This is a genomic window from Xenorhabdus budapestensis, assembly GCF_002632465.1.
Taxonomy (GTDB): Bacteria; Pseudomonadota; Gammaproteobacteria; order Enterobacterales; family Enterobacteriaceae; genus Xenorhabdus; species Xenorhabdus budapestensis.
In genome coordinates this window covers 1-24,012 of record NZ_NIBS01000011.1, presented here as the reverse complement: position 1 = coordinate 24,012, position 24,012 = coordinate 1, and the positions used below count along the sequence as shown (strand labels likewise).

Sequence of the window (24,012 nt, the reverse complement as noted above, 5' to 3'; positions counted from 1 at the left end):
CCACCGCCATTTCGTTGAGAACTGGCGGTAAAAATAGTGCCGTCCTGGTCAATACCACACGAGCCGGGTTGATAGAAACAGGTGCACTTGAGAAAGCCCTCGATCTGGGTACTCCGGGTTTTGCAGCACTAGATGTTTTTGATATTGAACCCATTTGGGATACCAATCACTCTTTATTAAAACGAGATAACGTCCTATGCAGCCCGCATATCGGTTATGTTACTAAAAGCTGTTATAACATTTATTTCGACAGTACATTTAAGAATGTTGAGAAATATTTTTCCGGCGATGATAGCCATGTTATTAATAAATAATCAGTAACCTAGGCAACCTAATTTTAAGTCAGTTTGAAGCTGATAAAATTTTATACGGAAATTTAAAGACACCTCCGCGTTTCGGCGAATACGGAGGTGTTGTAATAAGGCAGGGAACAGCTTAATTTTTCACATTAAAACGTAATTCCCCTTCCAGCTCTTCTTCAGCCTCTTGAAACAAGAGCACCAGTGCAGCAAAGCGCGGTCGTTTCTGTACATCCAGACGGATAAAATTAATATCAGCTGGCAACCCAATTTCACTGGTTACTACATCCCATAGAGCATCCAAGTTAGCACCAAAATGATCATCAAGATCGAAACACTCCTTGAACTGACTATAGAAGGTTTCTAAATCAGGGATATAATCAAAATCAAATTCCACTTTTTTCATATCATTCTTCCAGCTTTGTGAAAGTCTTGTAGTGATCAAGTGTCAAGTAGATAAGACCATCATTAGAATAGAGTAACCTGTTACTGCCCCGGCGCCCACAATTATAATTCACGTCCGCTTCAAACCACTGACGATCCCTTTGATTTGGCAACTTATTTTCACGATTGGAAAACCGATCTCCACCAATTGCTTTTCCCGGTAATATTTCGCACAAGTTGCCCTTACTAGCGTCCCAGCCGAGGCGACGGGCCTGTTTCTTAGTTATGTAATAGTCAGGCAACCTGTTATGCTGATGCACATAATCCGCAACTCGATGATGTTCAGTCAGAATATCAATCTGCTGAGACGGAACGTTTCTTGCTACCGCATTAGCTTGCTGAGCTTTACCAGAGCCGGGTAATCCAATAAAGATAATGGATATAACAACTAGGATCAGTAATACACCTGCCAGCACCCTTTTTCTCATAATGACCTCCACGCTGAATTGATCAGGCTATACCAATGGATTTCAAGGTGCATCGCGGCAGCAAGGACACAAATCCCCAGTCACATAGATGACTATGTGACTGGGAGTGAGCGAGCACATCCAACAAAGCTGCAACTTGAAAGACGACAGATATACTCAAAAAAACAAGGTATACTCAAAAAATGTTAAGCTGTTCCACCTACAGTCAGGTTATCCAGTTTTAATGTGGGCTGTCCAACTCCCACAGGAACGCTCTGGCCTTCTTTACCGCATACACCAACACCCTTATCAAGGGCTAAGTCATTGCCAACCATAGAAATCTGCTGCATGGCCTCAATGCCTGAGCCAATCAATGTTGCGCCTTTTACTGGCTTGGTGATTTTGCCATTTTCAATCAAGTACGCTTCTGATGTTGAGAAAACAAACTTACCAGAAGTGATATCCACTTGACCACCACCAAAGTTCGGTGCATACAGCCCATGATTAACACTGGCAATAATTTCTTCCGGTGTGGAGCTTCCTGCCAGCATATATGTATTAGTCATACGCGGCATCGGTAAGTGGGCATAAGATTCACGACGCCCGTTACCTGTAGGTGCGACTCCCATCAAACGTGCATTCAGTTTGTCCTGTATGTAGCCCTTCAAGATACCATTCTCAATCAGAACATTGTATTGCCCCGGAACACCTTCATCATCAATAGACAATGAGCCACGGCGGCCTTCAATCGTACCATCATCAACCACAGTACACAGTTCAGATGCGACTTTTTGCCCAATCTGACCAGAGAAAGCAGATGTACCACGGCGGTTGAAATCGCCTTCTAAACCATGACCCACCGCTTCATGCAATAAAACACCCGGCCAACCGGCTCCCAATACAATCGGCATTGTTCCCGCCGGAGCAGCAACAGCAGAAAGATTCACCAACGCCATGCGAACAGCTTCACGGGCAAATTGTTCTGCCAATGTCTGTCCATCTGCGGTTTGCAGGAAGTATTCATAACCATATCGAGCACCACCACCACTGGAACCTCGCTCACGTTTACCATCTTCTTCAACCAATACGCTGACAGAAAGACGTACCAGGGGGCGAATATCAGCAGCCAATGTCCCATCCGTCGCAGCAACCAATACCTGCTCATAAATACCACTCAGGCTGGCATTCACTTCCTGCACTCTGTGATCTTCTGCACGTGCAATTTGATCAACATGATGTAACAGAGCAATTTTTTCTTCCCTGCTCATGCTTTGCAGAGGATCTACAGCCGGGTACAAAATATTATGTGTCACAGCACCCAATGTATGGGCAGTGCCATTGCCCATTTCCCTTACAATGCTGCGTGCTGCCTTTGCACTCTGCTGCAAGGCATTCAATGTGATTTGATCAGCATAGGCAAAACCCGTTTTTTCGCCACTAATTGCCCGGACTCCCACGCCTTGATCTATATTATAAGAGCCATCTTTAATGATACGATCTTCCAAAACCCATGTTTCATGGTAACTGGATTGAAAATAGAGGTCGGCATAATCCAGACGGCGTTCTGCTAATTGCCCCAAAACAGAAAATAAATCTTTATGACTCAGGTCATTGGCAGTCAGTAAATGTTCACTGACATAAGTTAAACTCATAGTGATTACTCTTTACCTTAATTTGTATTCTTTTTTATCAAAGAAGTCAGTTGTGGACGGAAGCGATTATGTTTCACCACTTTGATCTGCTCACGCATGTGGGTCAAACTGTCCCGTCGGATACTGAGCTGTAGTGCACTGACAGTCAGAGGATTCTTCTTGATGACTTCTCCCCAACCACTTACCGCCATTGAATGCCCCCATGTTCTGCGAGTACCGTGCACCCCAACTTGTGCGGGTGCCAATATGATACATTGGTTCTCAATTGCGCGGGCTCTTAAAAGTGGTTCCCAGTGTGCCTTACCCGTCAGTCTGGTAAAAGCAGCAGGTACAGAAATCAGCTCAGCGCCCTGCTCCCGTAGTGCCTGAAACAGCCCGGGGAAGCGCAGATCATAGCAAATAGTCATACCCAAACGACCAACTGGTGTATCAACAACGGTGATATGTTCCCCACGTTGGTAGATGGAAGATTCGTTATAAGAGCCATGTTCATCCTTGATATTGACATCAAACATGTGGATTTTGTCATAACGGGCACGGATCTCACCCTGATCATCAAACAATAAGCTACTGCTGGTTATGCGGCTCGGATCTTCCCGGCTGACCATCGGCATTGAACCAATCAACAACCAGATACCATAACGTTGCGCAATTTCACTTACAGCTTGCTGTAATGGGCCTTTTCCCTGCTCTTCTGCATGTTCGCGGTAAGTATCAGCATCAGCAAACAGTAATGCATTCTCCGGAGTCAGAACCAGTTTTACCGTTTTGGGTAACTGCTTAATCTGCTGTTCAATTTGCGCTAAATTATGTTTAATGTTCGTACCACTGCATAATTGTAAGAGTGCAACATTGACGTTTTTCATGACCCTTTATTCTCCTTAAGCTGACGTAAAACTTCATCAATTTTAGGTTGCTCCAGACTACCCGTTAGCCGATAGCGAATGACCGATATCTTACTCCACAGAGGGCCTAACGCTTTTGTCGCTGCAAAAACAGCAGCACCTACCATAGGATTAACCGCAAAAGCTGTCGCCACACCAACTGTTGCTGATATCTCCGGGGTAATCACCAACTCCATATTAAGCTGATGACGGATAAAATTTATCTGGCCTTTTCCATAAATGTCCGCTTCCAGCCCATCAATGCGGAAGTTATCGGTATACATGACACCATTTTTTATCGCTGTATCGCCACTCATAGAATCAAAGTTAAAATCATTACTAAATGTATCACTGAAATCCAACTGTAATTTACGTAACAAGGCATCAAAACTCACTAACCTTAATAGCTGTCCTGCTCTGCCACCGCCTAGTTTTGCTATTGCTCCTTTCCCCACTTTTCCTGTTAAAACGCCATTGAGCGTTTTAACATCAGGGTTCCACGGTGTATCCTTCCAGTTCAGGTCAAAATCAAACTTAAACGAAGCGCCAGTAATTGGAACAATAAATCCGAGATAGGCTGCCATATCATCAAATCTTTTCCCGGATATCTGGCCTTTAGCCCAAGTATAATTTTCTGTATTACTTTCACTCCAACGCCCAGATAATGTCAATTCACCGACACTGTTTTCTACCCGTCCATTAGTCAGACTCAAGGCGTCACCTTCTGGTGTTACCGTCCCTGAGATTTTCCCTACGTTTAATCCGGCAAGCCAACATTCGTCACATTTAACGTTGAGTGTAGGCCAATGATTCAGAGCATATTTTGGCATTTCTACTGTGTTTGAAGTTAACGACGCCTTATCGCTGGAAGGTCTCTCCGAAAACATAGGGTTATAATAGAGATAATTGAGTGTTGCCTGCCATACTCCACCAGTATTAATCAGCAAATCACCATTGATTTCTTCACCAATTGCATTGATACGCAGGCCATCAGGTTGGTTAGTCGCACTGAGTATAAGATTATGCCAACGCTGTCCTCCGACATCCAAATAAGGCGTTGATATTTCAAATAATTCAGGCCATCGCAGGCTGTTATCTGCTGCTGATTCAACTCTCAAAGGTTCAATCAGTGCCAGCCATTTTTCACCCTCAATCACAGGTAAGTTTAACGCCAGCATTGGCTTTTCCGGCAAATCAGGTATGCCATTACCATCCGTATGCAGAGCGCCACGCTGTAAACGGACATAATTTTTCCCCAATAACCATTGGCTATTGAACGCATATCTTTTCCCCAATGAGCCGGTAACCTGAAGTTGGTTTGTATCCCCTGTAGCCTGAAGATTGATATCATTCGATGCCCGTAAAGATTCTGTTTCCAGTCCAGCCAGTGTACTGTTGATATGTGACAAATCAGCGTTGATTGCAACCTGATATTTCGCCTCATGTTGTAACGGCCTGCTTTGTGAAGGTTTGGCCTGTAAAGGGATCATAATGTTCACTTTTCCCTGCCAGCCCAATCGTCCTGATAGCTGACGACGAATTTTAACCGGAAGTTTCGGTAATGTTGCAGCAGGCCAGCGAGCATCCAAATCCACATTAACCCGATAATATCCCGGTAAATCCTGAGTGGTAAATCGCAAAGAGAGAGGATTTCCAAGCCAATAAGCAGAAAGTATGTCACTTTGCAAAGCACCATTATCAAAGCGGAATTTACCACTAAGGTGCTTCATCTTGCTATCTAATGACTTGATAAACAAATCGGTATTTTTCAGTACAACCTCTCCACTCGCATCAGTTGTACCATTTTCCAGAAGAACATCCAGATGAAGTTTTCCATCAACCTGACCTTTAAGTTGCAAATTATCCAGCGTATTACCAACCGTTTCTGTCAATGGACTATGGTGAAAATAATCGTGGATATCTTTTCCATCTCCGGATATTTCAGCATCAATCAATAATTTCTCTTTACTGTAATCGGGGATAACAGCCGAGATCCGAGAGGCATTAACTTTTCCTAATCTCGCTTTCTCTGCTTGCATCTGTAAGCCGTTATTCTGGAAATTCAAATCAAGATCCAGGTCAAACAGGGCTGGCCAATCAGGCTGATACTGAAATGTCGCATGGCGCAGAGGAACCCATACCTGAAACTGACCATTATTACGCTTGAATGGGAAATCATGAGGATTCCCCTGAAAGATCAAAGTAGCATTGTCTACCTTTCCTTTGATCAACGACGCGGTTAAATATTCTGTTAGCGATTCGCCCATCAATGGCTTGGGAAAATAACGCCAGGCATCACCCGCATCATCCAGACGAATTCCAGCCAGTATCCCTAGCATTGGTTGCTGATTTTGGGATTCTGTGTAATGAAAATTTCCGTTTATCCATAATGACCTGGCCTGCAAATCCAGCCCCTGACTCCATATCTTCAAGCCATCCCGACCATTTTTCCACGTGATTTTTCCTTCACTGCTGGCAATATCAAATGGTGCCTGGAACATAGCCCGGTAATCAATGAGGCTGTTTTTCAGCTCAAATCTAAAATTTCCCCACTGTTTATTTCCTTCTAATGCACCACTGAAATGATTGACTGAAGGTAACTTTTTCCAACGAGACCAACTGACATCCTGCCATTTGATGGCAATCTCCGCGCTATCAGGTAATTCGGGGGTGATATCAAGGGCAAGACTGCTGACTAACCCTTTGGGTTGCCGGTATTGCCAGTCTTTAACAATATCGGGGGTCGCAAAAGAAATCATCGGCAACATTCCACTCAGGCGTTCAAGCTGAATATTTTCAGCGCGAACCCGCCAATGATCTTTGTTCTGATATTTCTGCGCCTGCGTAACATACAATACCGCAATACGGCCTGCGGGCCATTGTTGACCATTCATTTTCAGGCGTGCCAGATTGGGGATATCAAACAGCCAACCTTCTCCCTGACGACGCATTTGCAGGAGTAAATCATGGACGGCAAGCTGATGCTTTTCATCACCCACATGCCAGTTGGCATGCCCCTGCTTAAGTTGCAGATGTCCGTTATCAATCCTCCCATTTTTCAGGGAAATCCAACTCGCCAGACTGAACCGGGCATCTTCCAAACCGGTATTGTCTTTTAACCAGCGGCTGAGCCACAATCGCATATCGATATCATCAGCCTGCAAATAAATTGTGCCGCTATCTAAAACACTATTGATATCTTTCAGGTCAAATTTAACCTGCACAACACCTTCCTGTCCGTTAATCGAAGACAGATTAATATTGCCTTGCGCACGATGACGATTATCTTTATTCAGCCATGTTAGCTGCGGCAATATCAGCCGGATCTTTTCTCCTGATGGAGTCGGAAAGGTCAGGCTGCTGTCGTGCAAATCAAAATGATTAAATCGTTCAAGGAAGAGGGAGGATAAACTATCTGGCTTTGGAAAAAGGCTTTCACCTTCTCCATCCAATAATGGCTTATCATAATCAACCTGAAGCTGGTAAAAGGAGAGATCACGAAAATGCCAGCGCCGTTGTAACAGTGAGCGCCAGATATCCAGAGAAAGCGTCACTTTTTTGGCTTTAATATTCGTTTCCCCCGTTACAGCACGAAGATCACGCACTTCCAACTGAGGGCCGAATGACTGCCAATTTCCGCTGATATAGCCAATATCGACAGAAATGTCCGTCAATTCAGAAATCTTATGCGCCAATTGCTGACGATAATCATTAATATGTGGCAGGGAAAAACGTAACCCGCTGACAAGCAAAGCCACAATGATAATGACTATTGCGGCTGTCGCTAATAATATCCCGAGCAGTCGCCTCACTCATTTCTCCTTGGTTGTCAGCATATTTCTACCCAATAGATTTCAAACCACATTTCAGAATGACTGTAACCAAACAGAGGAGCAACCTGAAAAATATGAGGTATCACTGTAATTCTGCGTAATTACATCATAACAACGTCAAATTGTTCCTGACTGTAGAGTTGTTCTGCCTGCACTTTCACCGGTTTGCCTACAAAAATTTCTACCTCTGCTAAAGCATGAGAGTGTTCCCCCTTAAGAGCTTCACTCACGGCATGAGATGCGTAAACCAGAAAACGATCTGCATTAATGGCACGGTGCACACGTACAATTTCCCGTAAAATTTCATAACATACTGTTTCAACAGATTTCACGGTGCCACGTCCCTGACAAGTCGGACAGTTATCACACAAAATATGTTCGAGACTTTCCCGTGTGCGTTTGCGTGTCATTTCCACCAGTCCAAGCTGGGAAAAATCATTAATGGTCGTTTTCACGCGATCTTTGCTTAATGCCTGCTCTAAAGAAGCCAATACTCTACGGCGATGTTCCCCATTACCCATATCGATAAAATCAATGATAATAATCCCGCCTAAATTACGCAGCCTTAACTGGCGGGCAATCGCCTGAGTCGCCTCAATATTAGTATTAAAGATAGTCTCTTCTAAGTTGCGATGCCCAACAAAAGCACCGGTATTAATATCGATGGTCGTCATGGCTTCGGTTTGATCGATAATCAGATAGCCACCCGATTTTAATTCTACCTTGCGCTCCAATGCGCGCTGAATTTCATTTTCTACACCGCACAGATCGAATATCGGCTGAGTTCCTTGATAATGCTCTAATTTGGCATTCATTTCAGGAATGTATTCTTCAATGAATTCTTGCAATTGCAGATAGGTCTGGCGGGAATCAACCCGAATGCGATCAAGAGAAGCGCCAGCAAAATCACGCAGAATACGCTGTGCTAATGCAAGCTCACCATATACTTTAGTTTTAGTGATATTGCGTTTCTTACGCTCAATAACCTTACGCCATAGACGCTTCAAAAAAGCCGCATCCTGTTCGAGTTCTTCTTTTCTCACTCCTTCTGCGGCAGTGCGGATAATAAACCCACCATGCTCATCGCAATAATCCATCACGATGGATTTCAAGCGTTCACGCTCTTCTTCACTTTCAATTCGCTGAGAAACACCAACATGAGAAGCGCCCGGCATAAATACCAGATAACGTGATGGCAGGGTAATGTCCGTTGTCAAACGGGCACCTTTCGTGCCAAGAGGATCTTTCACTACCTGAACAAGCAGATCCTGCCCCTGACAAACCAATTCAGCAATATCCCTGACATTGAAGTTTTTCCGTTCCTCACCGGCTATACATTCCGTATGAGGCATAATGTCGGATGCGTGCAAAAAAGCCGCTTTTTCCAACCCGATATCAACAAAAGCTGCCTGCATACCGGGCAAAACACGGCTGATACGACCTTTGTAAATATTGCCAACTATTCCTCGTTTAGCTTCCCGTTCAATATGAACTTCTTGCAAAATACCGCCATCTATATAAGCAACTCGCGTTTCGGATGGTGTTACATTGACTAATAACTCTGCTGTCATAAGTGATCCTTCCCATCAGCTAACGCTAAAAATCGTGTGATTAATTCATACGTTTCTACCAATGGTAAGCCGACAACCGCATGGTAATTGCCATTAATCTTTCTGACAAAGCAACCGCCTTTACCCTGAATGCCATAAGCACCGGCTTTATCCATTGGTTCCCCAGTTGCAATATATTCCTGTATTTCACGCTGGGATAAATGGCGAAACATCACATCTGTAATGACTAACTCACTTAAGGTATGCTGATTGTTCGATAAAGCAACAGCAGTCATGACTTGATGGCACTGCCCTGACAGTTCTTGCAGCATTTCAGCAGCGTGCTGCTCATTACGAGGTTTTTCCAGAATGCGATTATTCAGTACAACAATTGTGTCCGCACCCAGAACTGGAAAGTCCTCAGGTGCAATCCTCACTCCCGCTTGCGATTTTTCTCTGGCCAACCGGTTAACATAGTGCTGCGGAGACTCCCCTTCTTGCCACTTCTCTTCGACCTGTGGTGTCAGGATCTGAAAATTAAAGTCCAACAATTCCACCAGCTCACGCCGCCGTGGTGAGCCGGAAGCTAAGTAAAGGGTTTTCATAGTGAGTCATCCTTTCTATCAGTTCATTGACCAATTCATTGATAAGAGTTCATTGAAAAGCCGTTTATTAAAAAGTAGAGCCCGCCTTTAACGAACTGAAAATTGACGACGGATTTTCCGCATTAATAAGAATAGCCAAGGCCAGAGAATACCATTGACAAGGCCATTCCAGAATACTTCAGGATGGAAAATAATCTTTGGTATCAAGGCATGAGCCAGAAAAACACAGAAGTTTATCAGTGTCGAAAGTACCATCACAATCAGGGACTGTTGCCAGAGTGCCATATTGCGAATGAGCTGAAATTTGAATGCGACCAAAAAACTAATCAGACTGAAAGCCAGCGCATGTGCCCCAAGAATACTCCCCTGTAATAAATCCATCAGGATACCGAGAATAAAACCAGTACCAACACTGACACGGTGAGGAATAGCTAGGAGCCAATAGATCAGGCACAACACGAGTAAGGTAGGCCGGAACATATCAAACTGCTCCGGCCACGGCATACTCTGTAGCACCATTGCAATCAAGAAAGATAACCAGACAACCCAACGGCCACGCCCTTTATACTGACTCATCCACGATTCTCCGCGGCTGGCAACTTGCTTGATGATGCAGCCGAAGATGACGGTTTTGTTACGGGGGATAACGTTCGATTTCCCTTTTTCGCTCTCCCGTCTTTCTCTGTTTCGTCTTTACCTAAATCTTCTGTCGGAAATTGGGGCTTAGCGTCAGAGGGATTTGGCAGCACCTGCGGTAACATCTGCATCAAACGTTCATTTGCTGCTCGATACACTTCGGAAGGCGGCAATGGTTCAGATGGGTTATTATCCGCCCCCCATAACAATAATAGATAGCGCAAGCGCCGCAATTCTGCCAATGGGCGCGCATGAATAACCGCATGGGCCCGCTGATTATCTACCTTGACAGAGGAAACCACCGCTACAGGATAACCTTCCGGGAAACGCCCACCAAGGCCGGATGTCACCAGCACATCGCCAACCCGGATGTCTGTATCACTTGGTAGCGGCTCAAGGTGAAGATCGTCCGTACATCCCGCACCACCGGCAATCACACGAATATCATTACGCAGTACCTGAACCGGCAATGCATGGGTTGGATCGCAAATCAACAACACCCGGCTGCTTAATTGACTTACTGAGATAACTTGACCAACGACGCCACGATCACTGATTACGGGTTGCCCTTCATAGACGCCATCTTTCGCGCCCTTATCAATAACGACTTGATCACGATAAGGATCCATACCACCGGAAATCACCTGCGATACCATCATATGTTCATCACTGCGTAAAGGTGATCCTAATAATTCACGCAAACGGGCATTTTCTTGTTTTAATTGTCCTAACAGTAAAAGATTACTGTTCTGTAACCTCAACTCGTTGCGCAGAGTGTTATTTTCCAGTTCAAGTTGTTTACGGGTAGCCAAAGAATCGGAAACACCATCTAAAAATTGTCGGGGACCATTGGCAAGAAAATAAAAAGGACTCACTGCCGTATCCATATAGCTACGGATTTTATTGAAAAAACCAAAACGGCTGTCTACCACAACCAGAATAATGGCAATAATAACAGCTAAAAAGAGTCGTAATTGTAGGGAAGGCCCTCTGCTGAAAATCGGCTTCATAAGTTGCGCATTGTTGAGCTGTTTTGTGTCATAAACAATAAAAGAGTCATAAACAATAAACTCTCGGATAAACAGCAAGGAGGCACTGATAAAAACGCCCCCCAGCCCGCAGAGTTATTTTCAATCTTCGCTGAACAAATCGCCACCGTGCATGTCGATCATTTCCAGCGCTTTGCCGCCACCTCTGGCAACACAAGTGAGAGGATCTTCAGCCACAATGACAGGAATTCCTGTTTCTTCCATCAACAAACGGTCAAGATTGCGCAACAGTGCACCACCACCTGTCAGCACCATACCACGTTCTGAAATATCAGAAGCCAACTCTGGTGGACATTGTTCCAATGCCACCATGACCGCACTGACGATACCTGTCAGCGGCTCCTGCAAGGCTTCCAGAATTTCATTAGAATTCAACGTGAAGCTACGAGGCACACCCTCAGCAAGGTTACGACCACGCACTTCGATTTCACGAACTTCATCTGTCGGATAAGCAGAACCGATTTCATGTTTAATACGCTCTGCTGTCGCTTCACCAATTAATGAACCATAGTTGCGACGAACATAATTGATAATCGCTTCATCAAAGCGATCTCCACCAATGCGGACAGAGGAAGAATAAACCACACCATTGAGGGAGATCACCGCAACTTCAGTTGTTCCCCCACCAATATCAACGACCATGGAGCCTGTTGCTTCAGAAACAGGTAAACCCGCACCGATTGCGGCTGCCATCGGCTCTTCAATCAGAAAGACTTCACGTGCACCCGCACTTTGGGCAGATTCACGAATGGCGCGACGCTCAACTTGTGTAGCACCCACAGGTACACAGACCAGCACACGTGGACTCGGACGCATAAAGCTGTTGTTATGCACCTGTTTAATAAAATGCTGCAACATTTTTTCCGTGACATAAAAATCAGCAATCACACCATCCTTCATTGGGCGAATGGCTGCGATATTCCCCGGAGTACGTCCCAACATCTGTTTTGCTTCCAGCCCCACGGCTGCAACGCTTTTTGGTGAACCAGCTCTGTCTTGTCGGATAGCAACAACAGAGGGTTGATCCAAGACAATTCCCTGACCTTTGACATAAATAAGGGTATTGGCAGTACCCAAGTCAATGGACAAATCATTGGAAAACATGCCACGAAATTTCTTTAACATAACGAAAGGATAATCCTGCAAGCTGGGGACGGATGTTGTCCGTCTACTCTACCAACCACATGAAGCAGCGACAAGGCGCATCACTAACTACTTTTTACTACTTCAACGAAAGTGGCTACGTTATTCACATCAGAAATACGATATTCTACGTTACTTTTTTCTGACAGAGCAGAAAAAAACTGCATAAAAATGGGTTAATTCCACCAATATCCCCATCACTAAATCCCAAAATATCCAAATGTTCTAAAAACCAACAGTATAGTGTATATATGGTGTATCCCGCGATGTTGCTAACCCACTTTTTCCTTATTCTGTGTTGACCCATCATGATTTCAACAAGTTCAACCAGAATTCACTTTTTATCAAAAATTTTTATCTACTCTGATATCGCTATCCAGTAATTTCAACAAAGGTAATTTATTGAATGTCAGAATGGCACTCAAAAACCCATAAAAATCTGTGAAAAAATTATTCACTGCAACTAATCACCGTTTTGCGACTTTCCATCACAATATTGCAACCTATCCATTTCCGCATTTTCAATTTTATCTATATTGATGATGTCATAAGAGATGAAATCATAAGAATCGTGATGGTGTCAGACATAAAACCCATCAATGGAGAGGAATTATGAAAGCTTTATTGCTTGAACAACACGGTACACTATCAGCATCTATTCAGGACATTGATACCGCTGAACTTCCACCCGGTGACGTTACCGTCGATATTCACTGGTCAACCCTTAATTATAAAGATGCCCTTGCTATCACTGGTAAAGGGAAGATTGTCCGCCAATTTCCGATGATACCAGGGATCGACTTTTCCGGGGTTGTCCGCCATTCAGAAGATCCCCGTTTTCATATTGGTCAGCAGGTCTTATTAACTGGCTGGGGGGTGGGAGAAAATCATTGGGGCGGTTTGGCACAACAAGCCAGAGTTTCAGGGGAATGGCTGACACCATTGCCACAAGGGTTAACTACCAGACAAGCCATGATTATCGGTACAGCCGGTTTTACTGCCATGCTATGTGTTATAGCACTGGAAGGAGGAGGAATAACACCTGAAAGTGGGGAAATTGCCGTTACGGGTGCCAGCGGTGGCGTCGGTAGTACTGCGATTACCTTATTGTCTCTGTTGGGATATTCCCCTATCGCCATCAGCAGTAAACTGGAAAATCAGGAGTATTTACTTTCACTGGGAGCAAAAGCGATCCTGCCTGTCTCCGATTTCAATCAACCCTCCCGCCCACTGGAAAAACAACGTTGGTCAGGTGTCATTGATACTGTCGGCGGTACAATTCTGGCCAAATTATTGGCACAAGTTTCTCACAACGGCACAGTAGCAGCCTGTGGTATGGCAAGTGACATTAATCTGCCTACCACTGTTATGCCATTTATTCTGCGTAATGTTCGTTTACAAGGCGTTGAATCAGCCGCAGTACCCTCCGTGAAACGGCCTGAGATTTGGAAACGATTGCAGGAACTGTTACCTGATTCCTTTTACCAACAAACAGCCAATGAAATTTCATTGGACCAGGCGATCGAATATTCCAATAAGCTGATAAACAATCAAGTAACTGGCAGAACACTAGTGAGGATACGGTAAAACGGGCCTATAACACCAAAATTTAAAACCAAAGTGGATAAAACCGTGCTGATAAGACCAGTATTTAGCTGCTAAATGTCACGATATGTTTATAATGTCGGGCTTTATCGCCAAATTTACAAATATTGATAGCAGAAAGAGATGACAAACCGTTGACATCGAGTTATCTTGAACGATTGTTGACAGATTGCCGGAGATACCCGCACAATGGCAGACAAGTTTCGCATTTTACTCTTGAATGGCCCCAACCTGAACATGTTGGGAACACGAGAGCCTGAGACCTACGGTAAGTTAACGCTTGATGACATCGTCAGCAAACTGTCAAAAGAAGCTCACCTATCGGGAGTTGAATTATCCCATCTGCAATCCAATGCAGAATCCGAATTGATTGAGAGGATCCATGCAGCGCGGGGCAATACTGATTTTATTCTGATTAACCCTGCGGCATTTACACATACCAGCGTGGCACTACGCGACGCACTTCTGGCGGTAGATATCCCATTTATTGAGATCCATCTCTCCAATGTGCACGCCCGCGAGCCGTTCCGCCATCACTCATATCTTTCAGATATTGCCGTTGGCGTGATCTGCGGCTTGGGTGCCGATGGTTATAGTTTCGCATTACAGGCAGCGGTCAACCGCTTGTCAACATTCAACTAATTACATAAATAGAGTACGGAATCACACTCATGGATATTCGTAAGATAAAAAAATTAATCGAGCTGGTTGAAGAATCTGGCATTTCTGAACTGGAAATTTCTGAAGGTGAAGAGTCAGTTCGCATCAGTCGCACTACGGCAACCCAGGGCATACCAATCACTCAACAATACCTTTCTGCTCCTATTCAACAGCCTGTACAAGCTGCCACAGTAGCTCCGGCTGTCCCGGCCGCAGCAGAGATCAGCGGCCATATAGTCCGTTCACCAATGGTTGGTACGTTCTACCGTTCACCAAGCCCAGATACGAAACCTTTCATTGAAATCGGTCAACACGTTAATCAGGGGGATACCCTGTGCATCGTTGAAGCCATGAAAATGATGAACCAGATCGAAGCCGACAAAGCCGGCGTAGTTAAGGCGATTCTGGTACAAGACGGTCAACCTGTTGAATTTGACGAGCCACTGGTCGTCATCGAATAACGAGGCGCTCCATGCTTGAGAAAATTGTCATAGCTAACCGCGGTGAAATAGCACTGCGTATCCTGAGAGCCTGTAAGGAACTTGGCATCAAAACTGTTGCTGTACACTCTGCGGCAGACCGTGACCTGAAGCACGTCCTGCTGGCAGATGAAACGGTCTGTATCGGCCCGGCCGCATCGGCAAAAAGTTACCTGAATATTCCGGCTATCATTTCTGCGGCTGAAATTACCTGCGCACAAGCCATCCATCCGGGTTATGGATTCCTGTCTGAAAACGCAGACTTTGCTGAGCAAGTAGAACGTTCCGGCTTTACATTTATCGGCCCGAAAGCAGAAACGATCCGCCTGATGGGAGATAAAGTTTCTGCTATCAGTGCCATGAAAAAAGCGGGTGTTCCATGTGTTCCCGGCTCTGACGGCCCATTAGGAGATGATACAGAAAAGAACAAATCGATCGCACAGCGCATCGGCTATCCGGTAATTATTAAAGCATCCGGTGGCGGTGGCGGCCGTGGTATGCGTGTTGTTCGCGGTGATAAAGATATGGAACAATCCGTTGCCATGACCCGTTCAGAAGCTAAAGCCGCTTTCAACAACGACATGGTTTACATGGAAAAATTCCTTGAAAACCCACGTCACATTGAAATTCAGGTACTGGCCGATGGTCAGGGTAATGCTCTCTACCTTGCTGAGCGTGACTGCTCCATGCAACGCCGACACCAAAAAGTCGTGGAAGAAGCGCCAGCACCGGGTATTTCGGCAGAACTGCGTCGCAGCATTGGTGAACGCTGTGCCAACGCCTGTATCGAAATCGGCTATCGCGGAGCGGGCACATTTGAATTCCTGTATGAAAACGGTGAATTCTACTTTATTGAGATGAATACCCGTATTCAGGTTGAACACCCGGTTACAGAGATGATTACCGGTGTTGACCTGATTAAAGAACAGCTACGCATAGCCTCTGGTCTGCCTCTGTCCATCAAACAGGAAGACATTGTGATAGAAGGTCATGCGATCGAATGCCGTATCAATGCTGAAGATCCAAAAACTTTCCTGCCGAGTCCGGGCAAGATCACCCATTTCCATTCTCCGGGTGGTTTCGGCGTACGTTGGGAATCCCATATCTATGCGGGATATACCGTACCGCCTTATTATGACTCCATGATCGGCAAACTGATCACTTACGGAGAAACCCGTGAAGTGGCGATTGCACGTATGAAGAACGCATTGGCAGAGTTGATTATTGATGGCATAAAAACCAATATCGATCTGCAACTGTCCATTATGAATGACGAAAACTTCCAGAAAGGTGGAACCAATATCCACTATCTAGAGAAAAAACTCGGCTTACAAGATAAGTAAAGTGTCTTTCTGACATTCATTATTATCCTGCATAAAATCCCATCTATTAAAAGATGGGATTTTTTTATTCTCAGGTAGCTCCATACTCTTTTGATATTGTGATGGCACATTTTCTTCTGAATAAATCTGTATGTTACCGTACAATTCCTTCCCTTGTTTTATATCAACTGTTTTATGTAAATTCCCCGGAGAACAAATGGACAAACGATTTGTTCAATCCCATAAAGAAGCTCGCTGGGCAGTATTTCTGACGTTAGCTTATCTTGTGGGTTGGTTGCTGAGTGCCTATTTACCCGGTAATACAACTGGATTCACCGGATTACCGCTCTGGTTCGAACTGGCCTGTTTAATGCTACCGATACTATTTATCATCCTCTGCGGGATGATGGTGAAATTTGTCTTCAAGGAAGTCCCATTAGAGGACAATTTGGTGGATGATAATGCAAAATGAAGTAATTCTGCCTCTGGCGGGATATCTGACGCTGGTTTTTCTGCTATCCCTCTATGCTTATCGCCGCCGTCAAACAGGTACATTCCTGAATGAGTATTTTCTCGGCAACCGTTCAATGGGTGGTTTCGTACTGGCCATGACGATTACAGCGACTTATATTAGTGCCAGCTCATTCATTGGTGGGCCTGGAGCTGCTTACAAATATGGTATCGGTTGGGTTCTCTTATCCCTGATCCAATTACCAGCAATATGGCTTTCCCTCGGTGTATTGGGGAAAAAATTTGCCATTCTTGCCCGCCGTTATAACGCCGTTACACTAAACGATATGCTGTATGCCCGCTATCAGAGTCGTTTTCTGGTCTGGTTTGCCAGCGTGAGCCTGTTAGTTGCCTTTGTCGGTGCAATGACAGTACAGTTCATCGGCGGTGCCCGTTTGCTGGAAACCGCTGCCGGTATTCCCTACGGTACTGGATTGCTGATTTTTGGTGTCTCTATCGCGCTCTATACCGCATTTGGTGGATTCAGGGCCAGCGTCCTCAACGATGCATTACAGGGGCTGGTTATGTTATTAGGAACAGTGCTATTGCTGGCTGCTACTATTTATAAAGCCGGAGGACTGTCAGAAGCTGTTTCAACACTGCGCACAATCGATCCTAATCTGGTTTCACCTCATGGTGCTGATAACATCCTTACAACGCCATTTATGGCCTCCTTCTGGGTTCTGGTTTGCTTTGGCGTCATCGGCCTACCGCATACCGCCGTGCGCTGTATCTCCTATCGTGACAGTAAAGCGGTTCACCGCGGTATTATCATCGGCACGGTCGTCATGGCAATCCTGATGTTTGGTATGCACCTTGCAGGAGCGCTGGGTCGTGCGATCATTCCTGATCTGACGATCCCTGATCAAGTGATCCCTATTTTGATGATCAACGTTCTGCCTCCTATTGCAGCCGGGATTTTTCTGGCTGCTCCGATGGCAGCCATTATGTCAACGATTAATGCCCAACTACTGCAATCTTCGGCAACAATCGTCAAAGACCTCTATTTAAATTTGTTCCCACAACAGATCAAACAGGAAAAAAAACTGGCACGCATTTCCAGTTTTTCTACTTTGTTTCTGGGAATATTGCTGCTATTGGCAGCATGGCAACCACCTGAGATGATTATCTGGCTAAACCTACTGGCATTCGGCGGATTACAAGCCGTTTTCCTCTGGTCACTGGTATTGGGCCTGTATTGGGAAAAAGCTAATGCACATGGTGCAATAACCTCCATGTTGACTGGAGCAGTAAGCTATACCCTATTGGCGACTTTCAATATCCACCTCTTTGGATTCCATCCAATAGTGCCATCATTACTACTGAGTTTACTGGCATTCGGGGTCGGAAATGTTTTTGGAAATGAACAACCACAACAAACCGCCGTATCTCAGTGACGGCGATATAATTTTTTCATACTTATTCAATTTAAAAGAGAATTTTTATGCCTTGGATACAACTAAGATTAAACACTACAGGACAGCAAGCTGAAGCACTTGGTGATGAACTAATAGAAAGTGGCGCAGTGTCCGTCACTTTTCAGGACAGCCACGATACACCGATTTTTGAGCCTCTGCCGGGGGAAACCCGTTTATGGGGAGATACCGATGTTATCGGCTTGTATGACGCTGAAACTGATATGAAAACGATTATCAGCCAGCTAGAGCAGATTCCTCAGCTTGGTAAAGGTTTTATCCATAAAATTGAACAGATAGAAGATAAAGACTGGGAACGTGAATGGATGGACAGCTTCCACCCAATGCGTTTTGGTAATCGCCTGTGGATCTGCCCAAGCTGGCGGGAAGTTCCGGATCCCGATGCCGTTAATGTTATGCTAGATCCGGGATTAGCATTCGGAACAGGTACACACCCAACCACATCTCTTTGCCTGCAATGGCTGGATGGTCTTGATCTGGAAGGTAAAACAGTGATCGATTTTGGGTGCGGTTCAGGCATTTTGGCCATCGCAGCCCTGAAACTTGGCGCTAAACATGCTATCGGCATTGATATCGACCCTCAAGCAATTCAGGCAAGCCGGGATAATGCAGAACGCAACAGTGTTTCCGAGCAACTGACACTCTATTTATCTAAAGATCAACCTGACAACTTAGAATGTGACATTGTCATTGCCAATATACTGGCTGGCCCGCTGCGCGAACTGGCACCGATCATTGGCTCACTACCAAAATCAGGTGGATTATTAGGCTTGTCCGGGGTACTGGCAAGTCAAGCAGAAAGTGTTGCCGAAGCCTATGGTAATGAATTTATTATCGATCCGATTGCAGAGCAAGAAGAATGGTGTCGCATTACCGGGGTTAAAAAATAATCAATAAATCCCTATTGAAAAGCGAGATTATCCACTAAAATAATTCTTCGGAGAATCAATTGGTGTTAATACGTTCTATTTATCACGAGAAATGCAGGGAACAATAAATTTCATTAAAAACACATAACTTTATGTTATTTAAGGGTAATAAACAAAGTTTAAAAAAATCAACTGGAAAAATTCCGCTATAAATGTCGTTTCGCTCAAAGTTTGGCCTTTCATATCTCGTGAAAAATGCGTAATATACGCGCCCTTAGTCACAGTTGGTCACTCTTTCTTCGCCTATGCGTATCGGACAATACCAGTTGAAAAACTGTCTTATTGCAGCTCCTATGGCTGGCATAACGGATCGCCCGTTTCGATCACTATGCTACACCATGGGTGCGGGTATGGCAGTTTCAGAGATGCTTTCTTCCAATCCTCAGGTTTGGAAGACGGATAAATCCCGGCTACGTATGGTTCATAGCGACGAACCCGGAGTGCGTTCTGTACAAATTGCCGGTAGTGATCCCGATGATATGGCAGCAGCGGCGAAAATCAACGTCGCCAATGGTGCTCAGATCATCGATATCAACATGGGGTGCCCAGCCAAAAAGGTAAATCGTAAATTGGCAGGCTCTGCATTACTGCGTTATCCAGAACTGGTCCAAAAAATCCTTTCTGCGGTAGTCAATGCGGTTGATGTACCTGTTACATTGAAGATCCGTACAGGTTGGTCACCGGAAGAACGGAACTGTGTAGAAATTGCCCGATTGGCTGAACGTTGTGGTATTCAGGCTTTTACAATTCATGGCAGGACTCGAGCCTGTCTGTTTAATGGCGAAGCTGAGTACGACAACATTCGGACAGTTAAGCAGACTGTTGCCATTCCAATTATTGCTAATGGCGACATTACTGACCCGCTAAAAGCCAGAGCAGTGCTTGAATACACTAGGGCTGATGCCCTGATGATAGGCCGCGCTGCTCAGGGAAGACCCTGGATCTTTCGGGAAATCCAGCATTATCTGGAAACAGGAGAATTGCTGCCACCGATGCCTCTCGGCGACGTGCAGCATTTGATGAACGAGCATGTACGAGAGTTGCACGACTTTTACGGTCAAGGCAAGGGAGTTCGTATTGCGCGTAAACATGTATCTTGGTATCTCAAGGAACATGCTCCTGATGACCAGTTTCGGCGCTCATTCAACGCCATTGAGGATGCCAGCGAACAGCTGGAGGCGTTGGAAGCATACTTCGAAAATTTTTGCGTAAATAAAGAAAAGAGCTGACAGAACTATGTTCGAACAACGCGTAAATTCTGATGTACTAACCGTTGCTACTGTTAATTCACAAGATCAGGTAACTCAAAAACCTCTGCGTGATTCAGTTAAACAAGCACTGAAGAACTATTTTGCTCAACTGAACGGTCAAGACGTTAATGACCTGTATGAGCTGGTACTGGCTGAAGTAGAGCAGCCACTGTTGGACATGGTGATGCAATACACCCGTGGTAACCAAACCCGCGCAGCGCTAATGATGGGAATCAACCGCGGTACTCTGCGTAAGAAACTGAAAAAATACGGCATGAACTAATTCTAGTCTAGTAACTTGCTGTTGAAGAAGCACTTTCTCGTTTGGGGAAGTGCTTTTTTCTTTTTTGTTTATACAAATGTTTATACACGGAAAAATATTTATATCCGCCGGAGATAAGCAAGTAGGTAATGGGAGAACTTGAAAACAAAGAAAAAGCCATGAGAACAAGAAATGCATCTTTGTTATCTCTCTTGATGTGGTTTTTAAAGAGGATGATTCACGCATTGTCCTGGATGGAGCGATTGAAAATTTGGCGTTATTCCGGGGTATCGTTTTGAACATGGTCAAACAATGTGATTGCGGTGCCCCAAGCCAACGAAATAAGCTCAAAAAAGCAGGTTGGAGTGATGAATATCGAGCGCGAGTTTTCTTTGGATGAATATCAATCAAAGTATGCTCGCGCCCTGGTATGGTAAGAGTAATGTTTTCCCCCAGCTCGTATTATTTTCACTGAAACAGTACTAAGGCAAAATAATCATTTGTGAAGTCCTGTAACCAGTATCGATTTTTTCTATTTTTGCTGTTTAGTTGATGTCGAGAGACGATTTCCAGCAGGATCATAGTCATATTTATTTGTACTTACCTGATCTGTTGTATCTGAAATGAGACGCCCAAGGCTGTCATAGGTATATGTGATAGTACTCTGTATTTCAGTCATATTGGCTTGAAGAGATGGAACAGTCATAAAATTTATCAAGGCAAGTGTCATGGTCATTGCTATGGTTCTAATGAATGGTTTGCACCTATTTTTTAATATTTCATGTCCCTCTATAAAAATAGGTCATGATTCCAATTTATTGATAGTGATGAATATTTAAATAATCCCCCATGACTCTGTCATGCATTTCCACGGATTTTAAAAAAGATAAGGTTTTGCGAGTCAGTCTTGCCAAATGCTGACGAAGATTCAGGTTATGTCTCTCTATGCGTTGTGTATAACGCTTGCTGGCCACATGCAATTTCCCCATCAGTGTTTTTTCATCGCTTTTCCAGCCATCGGTCATACAGACCACTATGTTGAAAGGAGCCAGTAACGCCATCAAACGCATCAAGGTCTTTTTTGTTCTTGGGCCAAAAACGTGAGCGATCACTTTTCGTCTGAGTCTGTCGTAAGCATAAAAGAGCCAACGGGGCTGCTTCTTTGACTTCACGTATGACCATTGTTCATCCATTTCACCGCAGACAATGACTTCGGTGCCGGAGACAATGGCTTCTGTTACCGATTGAGGTCTGAGTTTTTTAAGTGGCGGAGAACCGTATTCAGGCCAATTCCCATGACCCAAGTATAATACTCAATATGATCATTTTGTTGAATATTTCATGATTAAATAAAGATCAAGTAACTTTATGTTTTTTTTAACCTAATACTGAGAATAGCCCATAAATAAAACCTATCGGATTTAAAGCTCAAATATATCCCCTTAAAATAGCATGAATATAAAATTTCAAAAAAGATATTCTTAAATAGTGACCAATCCTATATATTCATATTATGGATAATTAAAAATGGGAAAACTCTATTAATCTCAACTAATTTAGCTGGATTATCTATGATTTCATTGACAACAAACTCTGGTAGAGAAAATACAATTGCGGTGGGTACTGTACGCTATAAGCAATATTAATGGCCTGGATGATTACAAGGCAGATATACCCTATGGATTTAAAGCTGTAACTTAAAAGACGACGGGTATAAATCTCTCAAAGGGTTTAACCTGAAATACCGCCATAAGATTTTGGAAATCTTTTGTGTTATCGGTTCATTTACTCATACTCCTTTAGCAGATATCTATACTCATAGCATAGTCGTTCTGACAAAATCTTTCGGTCGATCAACAAGCAACACTACAGCAAACGCAACTGGGTCATCTTTTGGTGCGGGACTGAAAGTAAATCCAATGTAAAATGTCACGATTGATTTTTCATGCGAATATCCCGATTGGATGAGGTTAGGTTAGTACAGTGACAGTCGGTATCGGCTATCAGTTTTTAATTGATTGAAAATAATACCGAAAATACCCTATTATTCTGGAATGTTTTTCTCTAATCGCCTAAATTCCTTCATAATATCGGTCATGCCAAATCACTTACAGGCTATACTGGTGTCAACCTGTAATGCCTGACTTCTCATGTCATGTACTGCAAACTGAAAAAACAAACCGAAATTAGATAAGGTTTATTTATCACTCTGTATAATATGCAAAACCTAATAATTATCACATAACTTCATAAAAAACCTGCTTACAACGATATTAAATTGTTAAATAACGAGATTAAAATCAGAACTTTTTGACTTACTTTAACCTGTTCAATAGAAAAATCTCTAAGTAAACGAGTTTTCTGAAAATAGAGAGTATAAAATAAACACGTAAAATTTGATAAAAAATATACTTTTTATGTAACAATTGTTATCTTTTTGTTTTTATACTAAAAAATAAAAAAACGCTATAGAATTCCAGGCAAAAAAACAAGCTACCCTTCAATCTTCAAAAGTACGAGTGAGTTGTTATTTTCCTGAAAGCCAAAGACCATTCAGTAGAAAAAGTTTCTATAAGTAATATTTTCTAATATAAATTAGATGGCACAGAAATAATAATTCCATGAAAGATTAAAATCTATTTACTTAACCAAAATTAATAAAATTTTACTCAAAAACGAAACATTTTATATCAAACTGTAAACATAATCCTATATAACATTACTTAAGTCAAATTTCATTACATATCAAATCTCATTCCTCTTAATTGATTATAATATATGAATTTTTTTTGTTATTCATACAGTTAATTTCTTTTAAATAGTATTAGTGATGAAAAATTGTTACTTACTAGAAATCAATAGCAGCCAAATAATCTAGAATTAATGCAAGTTATAACTTGAATTTTAAGATATTAACTCTATTTATAACATAAAATATAGATTATAAATCCAAACCAAACAGTTTGATATAAAATGTTTAGTTTCTAACCTCATGAAAGATCTTAACAAAATAGATAAATACCAAATAATGGCTATTTGATTGAAAATAAATAATAT

20 protein-coding genes and 2 pseudogenes are annotated in these 24,012 nt (G+C 43.4%); 11 read left to right on the top strand and 11 right to left on the bottom strand.

What is annotated here, in order from left to right; all coding sequences use genetic code 11:
* Positions 1-14 precede the first annotated feature (14 nt).
* Positions 15-314 (top strand): NAD(P)-dependent oxidoreductase, encoded by a 300-nt coding sequence (locus Xbud_RS11195; RefSeq protein WP_211283520.1) that lies wholly within the window; start codon positions 15-17, stop codon positions 312-314.
* Positions 315-435: 121 nt separating this feature from the next.
* Here Xbud_RS11195 and Xbud_RS11190 read toward each other — a convergent pair whose 3' ends face one another.
* The 10 genes from Xbud_RS11190 to mreB form a co-directional block, all read right to left on the bottom strand.
* Positions 436-705, bottom strand: a complete 270-nt coding sequence (locus tag Xbud_RS11190; RefSeq protein WP_099136142.1) for a barstar family protein — start codon at positions 703-705, stop codon at positions 436-438.
* A 1-nt stretch (position 706) separates the two neighbouring features.
* Entirely contained in the window at positions 707-1,171 is a 465-nt protein-coding gene (locus Xbud_RS11185; RefSeq protein ID WP_099136141.1) for a ribonuclease, read from the bottom strand.
* A 185-nt stretch (positions 1,172-1,356) separates the two neighbouring features.
* Positions 1,357-2,802, bottom strand: coding sequence for a metalloprotease TldD (gene tldD / locus Xbud_RS11180; RefSeq protein WP_099136140.1), 1,446 nt, complete (start codon positions 2,800-2,802; stop codon positions 1,357-1,359).
* A gap of 17 nt (positions 2,803-2,819) precedes the next feature.
* Complete coding sequence (gene nit1 / locus Xbud_RS11175) at positions 2,820-3,668, bottom strand: deaminated glutathione amidase (RefSeq protein ID WP_099136139.1); 849 nt, start codon at positions 3,666-3,668, stop codon at positions 2,820-2,822.
* Entirely contained in the window at positions 3,665-7,498 is a 3,834-nt protein-coding gene (yhdP, locus tag Xbud_RS11170; protein WP_099136138.1) for an AsmA2 domain-containing protein YhdP, read from the bottom strand. The genes nit1 and yhdP overlap by 4 nt, the downstream gene beginning before the upstream one ends.
* Positions 7,499-7,620: 122 nt before the next feature.
* On the bottom strand, positions 7,621-9,090 hold the full coding sequence (rng, locus tag Xbud_RS11165; RefSeq protein ID WP_099136137.1) for a ribonuclease G: 1,470 nt from the start codon (positions 9,088-9,090) through the stop codon (positions 7,621-7,623).
* On the bottom strand, positions 9,087-9,674 hold the full coding sequence (locus Xbud_RS11160; RefSeq protein WP_099136136.1) for a Maf family protein: 588 nt from the start codon (positions 9,672-9,674) through the stop codon (positions 9,087-9,089). The genes rng and Xbud_RS11160 overlap by 4 nt, the downstream gene beginning before the upstream one ends.
* Positions 9,675-9,761: 87 nt before the next feature.
* Positions 9,762-10,250: a rod shape-determining protein MreD gene (gene mreD, locus Xbud_RS11155; RefSeq protein ID WP_047681961.1), complete on the bottom strand. Its 489-nt coding sequence runs from the start codon at positions 10,248-10,250 to the stop codon at positions 9,762-9,764.
* Complete coding sequence (mreC, locus tag Xbud_RS11150; RefSeq protein WP_099136230.1) at positions 10,247-11,320, bottom strand: rod shape-determining protein MreC; 1,074 nt, start codon at positions 11,318-11,320, stop codon at positions 10,247-10,249. The genes mreD and mreC overlap by 4 nt, the downstream gene beginning before the upstream one ends.
* 120 nt (positions 11,321-11,440) lie before the next feature.
* On the bottom strand, positions 11,441-12,484 hold the full coding sequence (mreB, locus tag Xbud_RS11145) for a rod shape-determining protein MreB (RefSeq protein WP_010847922.1): 1,044 nt from the start codon (positions 12,482-12,484) through the stop codon (positions 11,441-11,443).
* Positions 12,485-13,114: 630 nt separating this feature from the next.
* Between mreB and Xbud_RS11140 the strand changes: the two genes are divergently transcribed.
* From Xbud_RS11140 to Xbud_RS11095, 10 genes and pseudogenes are all read left to right on the top strand, one after another.
* A complete protein-coding gene (locus Xbud_RS11140) occupies positions 13,115-14,089 on the top strand; it encodes an oxidoreductase (RefSeq protein WP_099136135.1) in 975 nt (324 codons plus the stop codon).
* A 207-nt stretch (positions 14,090-14,296) separates the two neighbouring features.
* A complete protein-coding gene (aroQ, locus tag Xbud_RS11135; protein ID WP_099136134.1) occupies positions 14,297-14,749 on the top strand; it encodes a type II 3-dehydroquinate dehydratase in 453 nt (150 codons plus the stop codon).
* Positions 14,750-14,778: 29 nt separating this feature from the next.
* A complete protein-coding gene (gene accB, locus Xbud_RS11130; protein ID WP_099136133.1) occupies positions 14,779-15,228 on the top strand; it encodes an acetyl-CoA carboxylase biotin carboxyl carrier protein in 450 nt (149 codons plus the stop codon).
* Between the two features lie 11 nt (positions 15,229-15,239).
* The gene (gene accC / locus Xbud_RS11125) at positions 15,240-16,589 is read left to right on the top strand and encodes an acetyl-CoA carboxylase biotin carboxylase subunit (RefSeq protein ID WP_099136132.1); all 1,350 of its coding nucleotides are present in this window, start codon (positions 15,240-15,242) and stop codon (positions 16,587-16,589) included.
* A 196-nt stretch (positions 16,590-16,785) separates the two neighbouring features.
* On the top strand, positions 16,786-17,040 hold the full coding sequence (locus Xbud_RS11120; protein ID WP_099136131.1) for a YhdT family protein: 255 nt from the start codon (positions 16,786-16,788) through the stop codon (positions 17,038-17,040).
* Positions 17,030-18,475: a sodium/pantothenate symporter gene (gene panF / locus Xbud_RS11115; RefSeq protein WP_099136130.1), complete on the top strand. Its 1,446-nt coding sequence runs from the start codon at positions 17,030-17,032 to the stop codon at positions 18,473-18,475. Before Xbud_RS11120 ends, panF begins: the two co-directional genes overlap by 11 nt.
* A 47-nt stretch (positions 18,476-18,522) precedes the next feature.
* Positions 18,523-19,404, top strand: a complete 882-nt coding sequence (prmA, locus tag Xbud_RS11110) for a 50S ribosomal protein L11 methyltransferase (RefSeq protein ID WP_099136129.1) — start codon at positions 18,523-18,525, stop codon at positions 19,402-19,404.
* 284 nt (positions 19,405-19,688) lie between these two features.
* Positions 19,689-20,672, top strand: coding sequence for a tRNA dihydrouridine synthase DusB (gene dusB / locus Xbud_RS11105; RefSeq protein WP_099136128.1), 984 nt, complete (start codon positions 19,689-19,691; stop codon positions 20,670-20,672).
* A 7-nt stretch (positions 20,673-20,679) separates the two neighbouring features.
* Entirely contained in the window at positions 20,680-20,976 is a 297-nt protein-coding gene (fis, locus tag Xbud_RS11100) for a DNA-binding transcriptional regulator Fis (protein ID WP_010847912.1), read from the top strand.
* A gap of 190 nt (positions 20,977-21,166) precedes the next feature.
* Positions 21,167-21,355 (top strand): annotated as a pseudogene (locus Xbud_RS11095) (transposase); the annotation flags it as partial.
* A gap of 415 nt (positions 21,356-21,770) precedes the next feature.
* On the opposite strand, the pseudogene Xbud_RS11085 reads toward Xbud_RS11095, so the two are convergent.
* Positions 21,771-22,255, bottom strand: a pseudogene (locus tag Xbud_RS11085) (IS1 family transposase); the annotation flags it as partial.
* Positions 22,256-24,012: the final 1,757 nt, after the last annotated feature.

Excerpts from the sequence above, each read along its gene's own strand:
- Xbud_RS11190 (WP_099136142.1), bottom strand. The coding sequence starts at position 705 with ATGAAAAAAGTGGAATTTGATTTTGATTATATCCCTGATTTAGAAACC.
- Xbud_RS11185 (WP_099136141.1), bottom strand. The coding sequence starts at position 1,171 with ATGAGAAAAAGGGTGCTGGCAGGTGTATTACTGATCCTAGTTGTTATA.
- tldD (WP_099136140.1), bottom strand. The coding sequence starts at position 2,802 with ATGAGTTTAACTTATGTCAGTGAACATTTACTGACTGCCAATGACCTG.
- nit1 (WP_099136139.1), bottom strand. The coding sequence starts at position 3,668 with ATGAAAAACGTCAATGTTGCACTCTTACAATTATGCAGTGGTACGAAC.
- rng (WP_099136137.1), bottom strand. The coding sequence starts at position 9,090 with ATGACAGCAGAGTTATTAGTCAATGTAACACCATCCGAAACGCGAGTT.
- Xbud_RS11160 (WP_099136136.1), bottom strand. The coding sequence starts at position 9,674 with ATGAAAACCCTTTACTTAGCTTCCGGCTCACCACGGCGGCGTGAGCTG.
- mreD (WP_047681961.1), bottom strand. The coding sequence starts at position 10,250 with ATGAGTCAGTATAAAGGGCGTGGCCGTTGGGTTGTCTGGTTATCTTTC.
- mreC (WP_099136230.1), bottom strand. The coding sequence starts at position 11,320 with ATGAAGCCGATTTTCAGCAGAGGGCCTTCCCTACAATTACGACTCTTT.
- mreB (WP_010847922.1), bottom strand. The coding sequence starts at position 12,484 with ATGTTAAAGAAATTTCGTGGCATGTTTTCCAATGATTTGTCCATTGAC.
- Xbud_RS11140 (WP_099136135.1), top strand. The coding sequence starts at position 13,115 with ATGAAAGCTTTATTGCTTGAACAACACGGTACACTATCAGCATCTATT.
- aroQ (WP_099136134.1), top strand. The coding sequence starts at position 14,297 with ATGGCAGACAAGTTTCGCATTTTACTCTTGAATGGCCCCAACCTGAAC.
- accB (WP_099136133.1), top strand. The coding sequence starts at position 14,779 with ATGGATATTCGTAAGATAAAAAAATTAATCGAGCTGGTTGAAGAATCT.
- accC (WP_099136132.1), top strand. The coding sequence starts at position 15,240 with ATGCTTGAGAAAATTGTCATAGCTAACCGCGGTGAAATAGCACTGCGT.
- Xbud_RS11120 (WP_099136131.1), top strand. The coding sequence starts at position 16,786 with ATGGACAAACGATTTGTTCAATCCCATAAAGAAGCTCGCTGGGCAGTA.
- panF (WP_099136130.1), top strand. The coding sequence starts at position 17,030 with ATGCAAAATGAAGTAATTCTGCCTCTGGCGGGATATCTGACGCTGGTT.
- prmA (WP_099136129.1), top strand. The coding sequence starts at position 18,523 with ATGCCTTGGATACAACTAAGATTAAACACTACAGGACAGCAAGCTGAA.
- dusB (WP_099136128.1), top strand. The coding sequence starts at position 19,689 with ATGCGTATCGGACAATACCAGTTGAAAAACTGTCTTATTGCAGCTCCT.
- fis (WP_010847912.1), top strand. The coding sequence starts at position 20,680 with ATGTTCGAACAACGCGTAAATTCTGATGTACTAACCGTTGCTACTGTT.